The organism is Aeromicrobium yanjiei (assembly GCF_009649075.1).
Taxonomy (GTDB): Bacteria; Actinomycetota; Actinomycetes; order Propionibacteriales; family Nocardioidaceae; genus Aeromicrobium; species Aeromicrobium yanjiei.
This window is the reverse complement of sequence record NZ_CP045737.1, coordinates 1,048,880-1,061,116: the sequence shown is the minus strand read 5'-3', so window position 1 is coordinate 1,061,116 and position 12,237 is coordinate 1,048,880. Positions and strand designations below refer to the sequence as shown.

The 12,237-nt window shown below is 68.7% G+C and carries 9 protein-coding genes; 3 read left to right on the top strand and 6 right to left on the bottom strand.

The window, feature by feature from the left end; all coding sequences use genetic code 11:
- Positions 1-39: 39 nt before the first annotated feature.
- The 5 genes from GEV26_RS05375 to GEV26_RS18025 all read right to left on the bottom strand — a co-directional run bounded on the left by GEV26_RS05375 (position 40) and on the right by GEV26_RS18025 (position 7,878).
- Positions 40-1,212, bottom strand: a complete 1,173-nt coding sequence (locus tag GEV26_RS05375) for a glycosyltransferase family 2 protein (protein ID WP_194839969.1) — start codon at positions 1,210-1,212, stop codon at positions 40-42.
- A gap of 9 nt (positions 1,213-1,221) precedes the next feature.
- Complete coding sequence (locus GEV26_RS05370; protein WP_153652104.1) at positions 1,222-2,211, bottom strand: class I SAM-dependent methyltransferase; 990 nt, start codon at positions 2,209-2,211, stop codon at positions 1,222-1,224.
- Positions 2,212-2,387: 176 nt separating this feature from the next.
- Positions 2,388-4,955: a CDP-glycerol glycerophosphotransferase family protein gene (locus GEV26_RS05365; RefSeq protein ID WP_153652103.1), complete on the bottom strand. Its 2,568-nt coding sequence runs from the start codon at positions 4,953-4,955 to the stop codon at positions 2,388-2,390.
- Positions 4,952-7,432 (bottom strand): CDP-glycerol glycerophosphotransferase family protein, encoded by a 2,481-nt coding sequence (locus tag GEV26_RS05360; RefSeq protein WP_153652102.1) that lies wholly within the window; start codon positions 7,430-7,432, stop codon positions 4,952-4,954. Before GEV26_RS05360 ends, GEV26_RS05365 begins: the two co-directional genes overlap by 4 nt.
- Positions 7,429-7,878: a hypothetical protein gene (locus GEV26_RS18025; RefSeq protein WP_243838943.1), complete on the bottom strand. Its 450-nt coding sequence runs from the start codon at positions 7,876-7,878 to the stop codon at positions 7,429-7,431. Before GEV26_RS18025 ends, GEV26_RS05360 begins: the two co-directional genes overlap by 4 nt.
- 309 nt (positions 7,879-8,187) lie before the next feature.
- On the opposite strand from GEV26_RS18025, the gene GEV26_RS05350 reads away from it, so the two are divergent.
- The gene (locus GEV26_RS05350) at positions 8,188-8,814 is read left to right on the top strand and encodes a hypothetical protein (RefSeq protein ID WP_153652101.1); all 627 of its coding nucleotides are present in this window, start codon (positions 8,188-8,190) and stop codon (positions 8,812-8,814) included.
- Between the two features lie 160 nt (positions 8,815-8,974).
- On the top strand, positions 8,975-9,916 hold the full coding sequence (locus GEV26_RS05345; RefSeq protein ID WP_153652100.1) for a hypothetical protein: 942 nt from the start codon (positions 8,975-8,977) through the stop codon (positions 9,914-9,916).
- An 81-nt stretch (positions 9,917-9,997) separates the two neighbouring features.
- Here GEV26_RS05345 and ndk read toward each other — a convergent pair whose 3' ends face one another.
- Entirely contained in the window at positions 9,998-10,405 is a 408-nt protein-coding gene (gene ndk, locus GEV26_RS05340) for a nucleoside-diphosphate kinase (protein WP_153652099.1), read from the bottom strand.
- 109 nt (positions 10,406-10,514) lie between these two features.
- Between ndk and GEV26_RS05335 the strand changes: the two genes are divergently transcribed.
- Positions 10,515-12,182: a glycoside hydrolase family 13 protein gene (locus tag GEV26_RS05335; RefSeq protein WP_243838942.1), complete on the top strand. Its 1,668-nt coding sequence runs from the start codon at positions 10,515-10,517 to the stop codon at positions 12,180-12,182.
- The last annotated feature ends 55 nt before the right edge of the window (positions 12,183-12,237 follow it).

Below are 12,237 nucleotides of genomic sequence, written 5' to 3'. Positions count from 1 at the left end.
GACGCACGCGCACGAAAACCTGCGCCTCGTGCAGGTCCGTCACCCGCGGGCGGTCAACCGCCGCCCGACACGCCGCTTCAGCCGCCGCAGGGCACTCGAGGGCGGCGTGGCGGCAGTCTTCGCCGACGCGTCGCTCTCGAGGGTCTTCACCTGGCGCCGCAGCCGCTTGACGCGCGACTGCTCCTTGCGGAACGCGTCGCGCCACGCCTCGCTGGCCGTCAGGTGCTCCAGCTCCAGCGGCACGACGATCGCTGCGACCGAGCGGGCCGCCTCGACCCGTTCGGGGTCGTATCCGGGCTCGTCCTGCACCAGCAGGGGGCGGAGCCGCTCGGGCAGGACCGCCCGTCCCGACGCGAGCAGGTCGGTCAGCGAGTCGGCCAGCAGGCGCTCCTCGCGGAAGCCGGGCTCGTCGTCCGCGAGGCGGTGGCGAACGATGTAGAGGTCCTCGAGGACCCCTGCCCGCAGGAACCGGAAGTCGCGCATGCCGTGGTGCCGGGGACTCGGCCGCAGGCCCGGGTTCGCCTCGTACGACTCGCCGGTGTTCTGGACCTTGCTGCCGTACTGCCGGAAGGACCGCCACGGCACGTGCAGCACCTCCAGGCCGAGCGAGGGATCGGGCTGGCCCGTGCTGGGGATGCTGACGCCGTGATTGCCCTGCTGCACGACGACGTCCGCCTGGCCCACGTGCACCACGACCGACGTCGGGTGGGCGTGGAGCGCGACGGTCTCCATGAGGGTCGACTCCTCACGCTCGTCGCGCCACGTGAGGCGCAGGATGCCGGCACCGTCAGGAGCCGGCCGGCCCGTCAGGTTGGTGACCGGGACCGAGAACGAGCCGAGCTCGCGCGGCACGCGGGCGAGCACGTCGCGGACGGTCGACGAGCGGTCGACCGGGACGAAGAACTCGTCAGCGTCGACGTTGATCACCCAGTCGGCCCCGTGCTCGGTGTACGCGCGGGAGGCCATCGAGGAGACCACGCCGGTCTGGTTCTTGTCGTGGACGAGGTAGTCGTGCAGCTCGACCACGCCTCGCTCGGCGTACTCGGCCAGCACCTCGCGGGTGCCGTCGACGGAGCCGTTGTCCGTCGCGATGATCAGGTCGATCCCCTGCGCGAGGTGGTGCTCCACCATCGCCGCGATGATGTCGACCTCGTCCCTCACCATCAGCGTGGCGACGATCTTCACCTGCGGACCGGCACCACCGTGCGTCATGTCGGCCATCTACGACTGGGCCTCGGCCGGCTCGCGCTGGGCGAACGTGGGCACGTCCAGATCACGCTGCTCGGCGTCCGCCAGCATCAGGAGCTCCTCGCGGGCGATGCCCGGACCGTCGCCGGCCGGGCTGAGGTTGAGGAAGAACTCGTGACCGACCGTCGGGTGGAACGACCACTCGCGAAGGCCCAGGTAGCCCAGGTCGTGCAGATCGCTCAGCAGCAGGCGCAGGTGGTTCGGGGAGAAGATCCAGTGGTGCACGTCGATGTAGGTCTCGCCCTTCGCCTCCTCGGCCTTTGCCTTCGCGGCGTCGAGGCCGTGCAGGAAGTCGTAGTCGCCCCGGTGTCCCGGCGCCCACGACGTCGACTTGCGGTGTCGCACGGCGTTCATCATGAACTCGGTCATGGTGCCGACGGAGTGCACGCCCTTGGGGTCGAGTGAGGCGTCGATGATCGCGCCCAGCGACGTCCGTGGACGGAACCGGTCGAAGCAGAAGCGGTGATCGGGGACCACGAGCGCGACGACGCCCTCGGGCTTGGTCAGCCGCGCGCACTCGTCGAGGAAGTCGATCAACGAGGTCGTGTGCTCCAGCACGTGCGAGGCGAGGACGACGTCGAAGCGGTCGGGGATCTCCTCGGACATCTTGGCGCCCGGGGGCAGCACGTAGTCGACGTCCTCGATGTCGTCGGGAGAGTACTGCGAGAAGTCCTTGTACTTGTCGATCAGGCCGGCTCGGTCGAGGTAGTCCACGTTGCGCGTGTCGTAGCCCTCGCGCCGCGGCAGGATCGGGTTGTGCGCCGGGCCTATCTCGAGGATCGAGGGGTTCTCACCCTGTCCTGCCAGGACCGACTGGCGGCGCAGCTCGAGGCGCGTGAGGGTCGGCTTGGGGTCCGCGACGCCGGCGGGGACCTTCGGTGCGGGCTTCGGCGCCTTCTTCTTCTTGGCCGGACGAGGGCGCGGCTCGGGCTGATCGAGAACGGCGCGCTTGATGCGCCCCATGCGGCGGCGTGGCTCGGGCGGTAGACGGTCCTTGATGGCGATGGTGCACGCATCCTCGGCGGTGGGGCTGGGACTCGATCATGCTACGTGATCTCCAGCACACCAAGCGAGAGGCTCACGCACTGTTCAGCGAATGGACATCTCGTCGACACGCTCACGCCCCGCGACGCCAGGCGTCAGTCGTCGTGGAGATACAGCGCCTTGACCTTCTGCACCACCCGCCGCGACGCCTCGTCGTCAAGATGATCGAAGAAGATCCGCCGCTTCCAGTCGTACTCCTCCAGCTCCTCGCTGGACCGCGGCTCGAAGGCAGCGTCGAGGGCTGTGGCGAGGTCCTTGAACGTCCGGCACACCGGGCTCGGCAGCACCCGGTCGAGCTCATGGAACAGACCGCGTTCGGATGAGCTGTAGCGGTCGTAGTCGTACGCGAAGCTCATGATCGGCTTGCCCGTCATGAGGAAGTCCACGAGGCAGCTCGAGTAGTCACTGATCAGGGCGTCCGCGACGCGGTAGATGATCTCAAGGTCCGGGTACCGACGTGACGACAGGTCGATCGCTCCAAGCGGCAGCAGCGCCCACGAGTAGGTTCGGGCACGATCGGCCATGTGCTCCCGGACGCCGATCACCGCATGCTGGCGCTCCGCCCACTCCTCGAGCCAGGTGAGCTCGGACTCGTCGAAGTGGTACTGCGACTCCCCCTGCCCGTCGCGGAACGTGGGAAGGAACAGGACGAGACGCCGTCCCGCCAGCTCCTCACGGAGCCGCTCGAGCGCCTCCCGCAGGTCATTTGGCAGCCGTTCCTCCTCCCGCAGGATGAAGTCGTTGCGAGGCAGGCCGGTGGGCCACATGTCGGGATACGACGCAGGGAAGAATGCCGCCGACATGGCCAACGTGTCCATACGGCTCGATGTGATCACCGCGCGCGAACCACTGTGATTGCGAATCATCACCTCCCGCAGGCGGTCGCTGACGCGGGCCGACGCCAGGCCGAACCGCTTGAGCGGGATGCCGTGCCAGAGGTTGATGACATTGTGCGTCGTCGTGTCGACGGGGTTCGGAAGGTTGATCGCAGGACCGTGCTTGACGAAGATCTGCCCCGAGCGCAAGAGGTGGTGCTGTCCCTCCGGACTGTCGATCGGAAACGTCACGACGTTCTCACCTGTCAGCTCGATCCGTCGGGACCTGGTCAGGATGATCTTCTTGATCGAGGGGTCGTTGCGCACCTGCTCGAACAATGCGCGCTCGTTGCCGGCCAGCGTGTGGTCGTAGGCGCACACCGGGAACGCCCACCAGTGGTCGAACGTCGGCGTCCGGTTGTCGGCCACGCGGAATCGCTTGTCGTTCAAGGGTGCCGGTCGCTCGACTGTGCCGTCCTCCCGGGTCACGATCGAGAAGCTACGGTGCAGCCTGTCGTCCGGGGCCACCCGCAGGAGATTGCGTTCCATCGTCTCGACGTCCGCCGTCGGCGCCGCGGCAAGCACGCGGTCCTTCCAGTCACGCATGTCCGGGACTGAGTAGGGGTTCTCCCAGATCAGCTGCCGCTTGAGAAGCGGCAGGCCCTCGGCGATGCGATCGAACGTTCCCGCGCTGTACATCGGGTGATAAGGGTGCAACGCGTCCACGAACGTGTCGAAGTGATAGCCCTGCCCCACGAGGTACTGCGTGGTGCCGGTCTCGTACTTGTAGACGATCCGGATCTTGGTCCTCTGCGGCTGGACGTTCTCGAGCCTCTTGCGCCAGCCGAGGTCGCTGACGACGGGCTTGCGGAACGCCAGGAAGTACGATCCGACGTGCGGGTACTCGTCAGGGTGCATGACGGTCCTCGGCATCTGTTCGCGCACCTGCTCGATCGGGATCGGTGCGCGGCTGTCTCCCGCCCCGTCGAACCATCGCGAGGTGAGCTGCACCCCCCACCAGTCGCACTCCCGGCTCGCCATCGAGGCGAACATGTCGTCGAGTGGTCGGAGCAGATAGCAGCTGTCGTTGACCAGCAGCACCTCGTCATACTCCTCGAGGGCGTCCCACCCGACCAGGTCCTTGGCCAGCATCGAGTAGGACCCGAAGTCGTAGCGGTCGTGAGGCACGGCCCAGGCCCCGGCGACGAGGCCGTCCAGCTTGTCGAGCTCGCCGTCGTTCATCCGGCACGCCGCCAAGTAGTAGACGTCAGCGAAGCGACTCAGCTCGCGCACGTAGGCGATCACATACGGGTCCATGACTCCGTCGACGTCGAAGCCCGCGAAGAGGCAGGCCCTGCGCGCAGGGGGGCTCGCGGGGAGCGCTGCTGGGCGCTCGTGGTGCGTGCGCAGAGGGACTCCACGCAGACCTGCACGCCTGCCGACCAGCAGATAGTGCAGGTAGGGATTGAGCCGCTCGTCCGCAGGATCGAGATACTCGTTCCAGTACCACCAGACGTCGAAGCCGGGATGGGGGTTGCGAACGTTGCGCCAGCCATGACGGCAGAAATCGGCGACGGCGTCCAGGTTGCGAGGGGGCCGGCCGGGCGTGGCCAGCCGGTAGACCTCGTCATCGATCTCCCCGGCCATGCGAACCAGGGCGATCTCGCAGGCCAGCAGGTCGGCCGCCGTGACGTCCACGGACGGCTGAGCACTTAGGTCCGGCAATCCATCTCGAAGCGCCGCGCGCAGCAGGACGTCCCCGGTCGTCGGTCCCGCCGACTCACGGCCTGCCCACTCGCCGACGAGTCTCGTCCAGGCCGCCCAGAACTCCTCGACGTCGGTGGTCATCGACCTGCTCCTTCGACCTGCGTCATGAGCCGCTCCAGCACACGTTCGGTGTTGTGTCCGTCCCGGTGATCGATCAGCATGTCCCGGACACGGCGGTGGTGCGGTGCCGAGATTCCTTCTGCGACGAGATCGAGCGCCGGGCCGAGTGCCTCGAACGTCTCCGCGACCGGGCCTGGGAAGAAGTGATGCAGGTCGTACAGGAGGGAGTCGGCGGCCGTCTCCAGGTCGTGGGCGAAGCTCACGACCGGCTTGCCTGTGGCGGCGAAGTCCAGAGCGAGCCCTGAGTAGTCCGTGAGCACGACGCCCGCGGCGCGCAGAACTGCATGCGCCGACGGGTACCTGCGTGGCGAGAGATCCAGAGCCACCCCGCCAAGCTGAGTCGAATAGGCACGCTCGAGGTCGTTCTCCACCTCCCGCAGTCCCAGCACGAAGTCGTGCCGATCGCACCATACCTGCAGTGACTCGATCTCCGACTTGGAGAAGTCATGAGGCGCGCGCCTCGTCCCGCTCGCCCGCCGCGTCGGGGCGAATAGCAGGAGCCGGCGTCCGCGCAGCTGACGGCGTACGTCCTCGAGCTGGGCATGAAGATCCGCAGGCAGGGCGTCTTCCTCGCCGAGCAGGAAGTCGTGGGCCGGTACTCCTGTCCGCCACCCGTGCTCGAAGGAAGCCGGCCAGTGCGTGGCAAGAGTTGCCAGCTGGTCGAGGTCGGACGCGACCAGCAGCCCCGTCACGACGGACGGCGGAAGCGGATGAGCGAGTGCCGGAGGATCCGTCCGGGCCCCCCTGCTTGCCGGCATGCGTCTCGGCCCCTGGAGTGTCCGCCCTGACTTCTCCAGCTGCAGTCCCCGTCGCACCACGACGATGGTCTGGTGCTTGGCCAGGACCGGCGCGTCGAGAGTCGGGCGGGGGGCTTCCTCGACGAGGACCGTTCCCGAGCTGAGCAGATGCTCGCGGCCGGCCGGGCTCAGCAAGGGCGCCGTGATGACGTTCGCTCCGGACAGCTCAAGTCGACGGGAGCGGGTCAACAGGATCTTCGTGATGCTCGGGTCGTCCTTCACCGCCTCGAAGATCGCCCGGCTGTTGTCGGGAAGGCGATGGGTCCTGCGATCCACTGCGAACACCCACGAGTCGGGGCGCTTCGCCGTCTTGCGGTTGCGCCGCCGGTACTCCTCGACCGAGACCACCTCGGGCACGACGACCTGGCCATCGTCGTCCACGCTGATCGCCATGCTCCGCTGGAGCTGATCATCCGGCGTCGCCCGCAGCAGCGTCTGCTCGATTTGATCGACGTCCGCGTCGGGGACGACAGCCAGCACACGCTCCTTCCATCGGGCGAGGTCCGGGACGTCGTAATGATTGCGATAGAGCAGGAACCTTTTGAGCAGCGGGAAGCCCCGCTCCAGCATCGTGAAGTACCAATCGGAGAACATCGGATGGAACGGGTATACGCGGTCCATGAACGTGTCGAAGGTGAATCCGCTCCCCACCAGGAGATGAGTGAGGCCGATCTCGTACTTGAGGACGATCAACCGCTTCGAGGGCTGAGGAACGACTGACTCGATCAGTCGACGGAACTCGGCGCTCTCGAGGACCGGGCGCCGGAAGGCCAGGAAGTACGACCCCAGGTGGAAGTTGTACACCGGATCGTCCTCGAACCCGTCCAGCAGCTCGCTGCGAACCGTGTCCACCGGGACCGGGGAGGTGATTCGGTTCGGGGGCAGGCTGGGCGCGTCCACGATGCCCTTGGTCGCCTGAAGTCCCCACCAATCACACTCCCGCTCAGCCATCGTGGCGAACACCTCGTCCAGAGGACGCACCACGAAGCAGCTGTCGTTCACCAGGACAACTTCGTCGTACGTTGCCAGTCGGTCCCATCCGACGAGGTCGCTGGCCAGGCGCGAGTACGAGCCGAAGTCGTAGGCGCCGTGACGGATGGCCCAGCTGGCCACCGTGATGTCCTCGACCTTCGCCAGTTCGGCGGCGTCCAGGTAGCCGTCGAACAGGTAGAACACGTCGCCGTGACGACTGAGCTCGGCGATCAACGAGACCACCGACGGGTCCACCACGCCATCCGTGTCGAAACCCGCCACGAGGCATGCGCGACGAACGGGACGGGTGGTCGGCAGCCGATGTCCGGGCCCGGCCTTCGTCGTCGCGGGCCGCGTGGACAGGCCGAGCTCGCGCCCCACGAGGGCGTAGTGGACCAGCGGGTTCAGTGAGTCGTCGGCCGGATCCAGGTGGGCCATCCAGTACCACCACACGTCGAAGTCCTGGCTGGGCTTTCGCAGCTCGCGCCAGCCTCGACGGCAGAAGTGCTCGACCGGGTCGAGGTCGCCGACCCCGGGGGTGTTCGTCCGGTAGTAGGGAAGGTCGATGAGCTCGGCGACCAGCTCCATCTCCCGCCGCAGCCGCTGGCCGCTGGGCAGCAGACGGTGCTCGTGCAGGAGTGGATGATCGATTCCGGCCGAGGCCCTCATGCCGCCGGGCCAGGATTGGCTGCGTGGAAGTGCACCAAGGGGTTGACGTCACGAGGCAGATCGGGGTGCTGAGCCAGGTACTTGCGGGTGTTGAACGCCGGGCCTGGATCCTTGTGCTGGGCCGCGCCGACACGGAGGTAGTGCAACGCAGGGCTGAGCCCGGTCGAGACGACCTCCGGATAGCGCGTCAGGTACCAGGCTCCTTTCATCAGGCTCGACGACCTCAGGACCGCGAGGGCGTCGTCCTCCTCGGTGCGCGGCATGGTCGAGAGCTGACGCCGCTTCAACCAGCCGCGGACCCCGGAGACGGACTCGCTCCGCGTGAGCCGCTGATCGAGGCGGGTCGCCAGCTGTCGCAGGCGCCGTTGCGCGACCTCATGGGCAGCGGCGCGCTCGGCCTGCTCCTCCAGCTGACGCCTGGCCTGAGCGAGCTCACGCTGAGACATCTCCAACTCCGCCCGGAGCTTCGCAGCTTCCGCCGCTGCGTCCCCGATCATCGACGGCCGTGCCTCCTCCAACGCGACTTCACGCACGCCACGCTCCCCCTGCTTCTCTGCGCGATATCTCACCGCCCGGACGTACGAACGTTACCCGAGCCTCGACAAGACCACGCATGTGTTCGCTCTCGGCAGACATCCTGTCGCATGATCGCCGACTTGTCTCCGCGAAGACGCCGGGAGACCAGGTCCTGGGAGACCTGAGACCGCCCGGCCCACGGGCGATCGGACGAGTGGCCCGGCGATAGGCTCGATGGTGTGAAGCGACGTCAGCGCACGCCCCCGCCGTTCAACGTGAAGTACACCTCGGTCTCGACCGACGGCTCGCTCGACCAGGTGCTCACGATCCGCAACAACACCGAGGTCTCGGTGCTCCCCACGCTGCGCTTCGTGGCCTACGACGTCTACGGCCGCGAGCTGCCCCACGTGGTCACGCAGGGCGTCAACGGCTCCCACCGCGGCGGACCGGTGCTTCCTGCGGGCGGCACCCTCACCGACGTCCTGCGCTTCGACGGCCAGGGCGCGCATCTCGTGCGCGGGGTGCGGGTCGAGCTCGCGGCCGTGGAGGAGGTCGACCACCCCGCCTTGGAGCAGGACGTCAAGTCGGTGATGATCGACCTGGAGCAGAAGGCGACGGCCGATCCGGCCGAGTTCTGGGGCATCGGCCTGGTCAACCCCAATCCGTTCGGCGTCACGATGCGCATCTCCCTCATCGAGCTCGAGGACCGCGTGCGCGACCACCCCCGACAGGTCCGCGACGTCGTCACCCTGCAGGAGGACGTCGACATGGCCTCGATGTCCAATGACGTCATCTGGCTCCCCGAGGACGTCCGCGGCCAGTTCCACGAGGTCGTCCACCACCTCCGTATGCCCACCTACGCCTGACCGCCCCGCCCCGTCCCGGACCGATCTTTCGGCGTTTCGGTAGCTCCGGCAGCACCAACGTCGACGAGTCAACGTCCACAAGCGCGCCGGGCCGGCCCGCCCCTCCACAGCGCGAACGCCGGAAGAGGACCGGCCCAGCTCCCGCGACCATGGTCGAGGCATGGACCAGGTGCTCAGGACAGCAGAAGCCGCCCGACGATTCGGCCTGGGGGTCGTGCGCAACAAGGTGGACCGCGGGATGTGGCAGAAGCCGTGCCGCGGGGTGGTCGTGCTCCACAACGGCCCGCTCACCCGCGAGCAGGAGATCGCCGTCGCGCTGGCGTCGGCCGCCGACGGGGCCGCGTTGGCGGGTCTGACCGCCCTGGCACAGGACGACTTCGACGGCTTCACGCCCGAGCTTCCGCAGATCGTGCTCCCGTCCGGCGCGCGCAGGCCCTCCCGGCGCGGGCTGGAGGTGCGGTGGAGCACCCAGCTCGACGACCGCGACGTCCATCCCCTGCGCACGCCCCGACGTACGCGGCCGGCCCGCAGCCTGGTGGACGCCGCGAGCTGGACGCAGAACGAACGCCGGGCGCGGGCGATCGTCGTCGCCGGCGTGCAGCAGCGCCTGACGAGCACCGCGCACCTGCGCGACGCACTCACACGGCGCGGCCCGTGCCGTCATCGCGCGCTGATCGTGGAGTCGATCCTGGACGCCGCAGGTGGTATCCAGTCACTGCCCGAGCGTGACTTCGCCGAGGTGTGCGACTGGGCCGGGCTGCCTCGCCCGAGCCGACAGCGTCGCGTGCGCGCCCCCGACGGCACCTACTTCCTCGACGCCAGCTGGGAGCAGCTCGGGATGTCGGCCGAGGTGCACGGAATCCCCCACCTCGCCGTCATGAGATGGAGCGAGGACCTGACCCGTGCCAACGAGATCGTGATCGGCGGCGAGCGTCTGCTGGTGTTCTCCTCGTACACGATCCGTCGCGAGCAGCGCGTCGTGGCGGGACAGCTCGTCCGCATGGCGCAAGCCCTGGGCTGGACGGGGAGGCCGAACGACCTGACGACGTTGACGCCGTCCGAACTGCGCAGACGTCGAAAGTTCCGTCGCGCCGCCGTCTGATGAGACGACGTTGACGCTGCCCGGGGTACCGAAACGTCGAAAGATCGGTCGACGGGCGGGCGGCGCGGGCAGCCGATGAGGTCAGAGAGACGGGAACCAGAGGGCGATCTCGCGGGCCGCGGACTCCTCGGAGTCGGACGCGTGCACGAGGTTCTCGCGGTTCGACAGCGACATGTCGCCGCGGATCGTGCCGGGAGCGGCCTGACGACCGTCGGTCGCACCGTTGAGCTGGCGGACGACCGAGATGGCCTCGTCACCTTCCAGCACGAGCGCCACGAGGGGTCCGGACGTCGCGAACTCGCGCAGCGGCGGATACCAAGGCTTCTCGACGTGCTCGGCGTAGTGAGCGTCGGCCTGGGCGGCGTCGATCGTGCGCTGCTCCATGGCGACCAGGGCCAGCCCCTTGTGCTCGTACCGGGACAGCACCTGACCCACGAGTCCACGGCGGACCGCGTCGGGCTTGATGAGGACGAGTGTGCGTTGGGCCATACATCAAATCTACCGCGCCGTCGCCGGGTCCACCCGTGGACGCCTTCGCAGGCCCTGCGTACGTTGGACGGGACGGGGCGCGCTGGGTGCCTGCGAAGGGGGCGGCGACGTGGCAGGACCAGGGCGGCAGTGGTGGCGCGACGCAGTGATCTACCAGGTCTACCCCCGCTCGTGGGCCGACTCCGACGGCGACGGCATCGGTGACCTGCCGGGCATCACCGAGCGGCTCCCCCACCTCGCCGAGCTCGGCGTGGACGCCGTGTGGCTGTCGCCGTTCTACACCTCTCCTCAGCGCGACGGCGGCTACGACGTGGCCGACTACCGCGACGTCGACCCCCTCTTCGGCGATCTCGCCGCATTCGACGCCCTGGTCGCCCGGGCCCACGGGCTCGGGCTGCGGGTCATCGTCGACATCGTCCCCAACCACTCCTCCGACGCGCACCCGTGGTTCCGCGCCGCACTCGCGTCCCCACCCGGCAGCCGTGAGCGCGCGCGCTACCTGTTCCGCGACGGCAGCGACGAAGGCCGGCTCCCGCCCAACAACTGGACCAGCATGTTCGGCGGCCCCGCCTGGACCCGCGTCACCGAGCCGGACGGCACCCCCGGCCAGTGGTACCTGCACATGTTCGACACCTCCCAGCCCGACTTCGACTGGACCAACCCCGAGGTGCGCGACGAGCTCGAGGACGTCCTGCGCTTCTGGCTCGATCGTGGGGTCGACGGCTTCCGCATCGACGTCGCGCACGGGCTGGTCAAGTTCGAGGATCTCCCCGACACCGATCTCACGCTCGACGCGAACGTGGACGCGACCGCGCTCGCGCCCATGTGGGACCAGCCCGGCGTCCACGAGATCTATCGCAGCTGGCGCCGGCTCGCCGACTCGTACGCGGTGGAGGGCGAGGACGCCGACCGCATCCTGTGCGCCGAGGCGTGGGTCCTGCCGGCCCAGGCACTCGCGCAGTACGTCCGCGCGGACGAGCTGCACCAGTCGTTCAACTTCGAGTACCTGATGACGCCATGGCTCCCGGACGAGCAGCGCGCGTCCATCACCCGGTCGCTCGCCCAGGCGGGGGCCGTCGGTGCGCCGCAGACCTGGGTCCTGTCCAACCACGACGTCGTACGGCATGCGACCCGCCTCGGCTACCCGCAGCACCCCGGTCTGCAGCGCATTGCCGGCATCGGCGCGGACGACCCGCAGCCCGATCCCGTCCTGGGGCTGCGCCGGGCTCGCGCCGCCACCGCGGTGATGCTCGCTCTGCCCGGCTCGGCCTACCTGTTCCAGGGTGAGGAGCTCGGCCTGCCGGAGGCCACCCGCCTGCCCGACGAGAGCCGCCAGGACCCGACCTGGGAGCGCTCGGGCCACACCCAGCGCGGCCGCGACGGCTGCCGCGTCCCGATGCCGTGGGAGGGCGACGCGCCGTCGTACGGCTTCGGGCCGGGCGAGCGGTCCTGGCTGCCGCAGCCGGCCGAGTTCGGCGCGCTCGCGGTCGACCGCCAGCGGGACGATCCGGGCTCGACGCTGAGCCTCTACCGGGCGCTCCTGGCCGTACGCCGCACACATCGGCTCGGCCTCGGCCATCTGACCTGGCTCGACGGGCACCCGGAGGACGTGCTGGCCTTCGAGGTGACGTCCGAGGACGCGTCCGTGACGGTCCTGGCCAATCTCGGGACCGACCCGTTGACCCTTCCGGACAGCGCCGATGTGCTCCTGACCAGCGCTTTTCCCGGCACCGCAGGGCATGTGGGCCCCGACGAGACAGTGTGGCTCAGGTCGTGACCGACCCGCGGTTGCACTACCCGGGGCACAGGGCTAGGTTCGTCTCGATCCTGTG

What these genes read in the sequence shown, in the direction of transcription:
- GEV26_RS05375 (WP_194839969.1), bottom strand. Translation starts at nt 1,212, where the DNA reads ATGACGCACGGTGGTGCCGGTCCGCAGGTGAAGATCGTCGCCACGCTG.
- GEV26_RS05370 (WP_153652104.1), bottom strand. Translation starts at nt 2,211, where the DNA reads ATGGGGCGCATCAAGCGCGCCGTTCTCGATCAGCCCGAGCCGCGCCCT.
- GEV26_RS05365 (WP_153652103.1), bottom strand. Translation starts at nt 4,955, where the DNA reads ATGACCACCGACGTCGAGGAGTTCTGGGCGGCCTGGACGAGACTCGTC.
- GEV26_RS05360 (WP_153652102.1), bottom strand. Translation starts at nt 7,432, where the DNA reads ATGAGGGCCTCGGCCGGAATCGATCATCCACTCCTGCACGAGCACCGT.
- GEV26_RS18025 (WP_243838943.1), bottom strand. Translation starts at nt 7,878, where the DNA reads ATGTCTCAGCGTGAGCTCGCTCAGGCCAGGCGTCAGCTGGAGGAGCAG.
- GEV26_RS05345 (WP_153652100.1), top strand. Translation starts at nt 8,975, where the DNA reads ATGGACCAGGTGCTCAGGACAGCAGAAGCCGCCCGACGATTCGGCCTG.
- ndk (WP_153652099.1), bottom strand. Translation starts at nt 10,405, where the DNA reads ATGGCCCAACGCACACTCGTCCTCATCAAGCCCGACGCGGTCCGCCGT.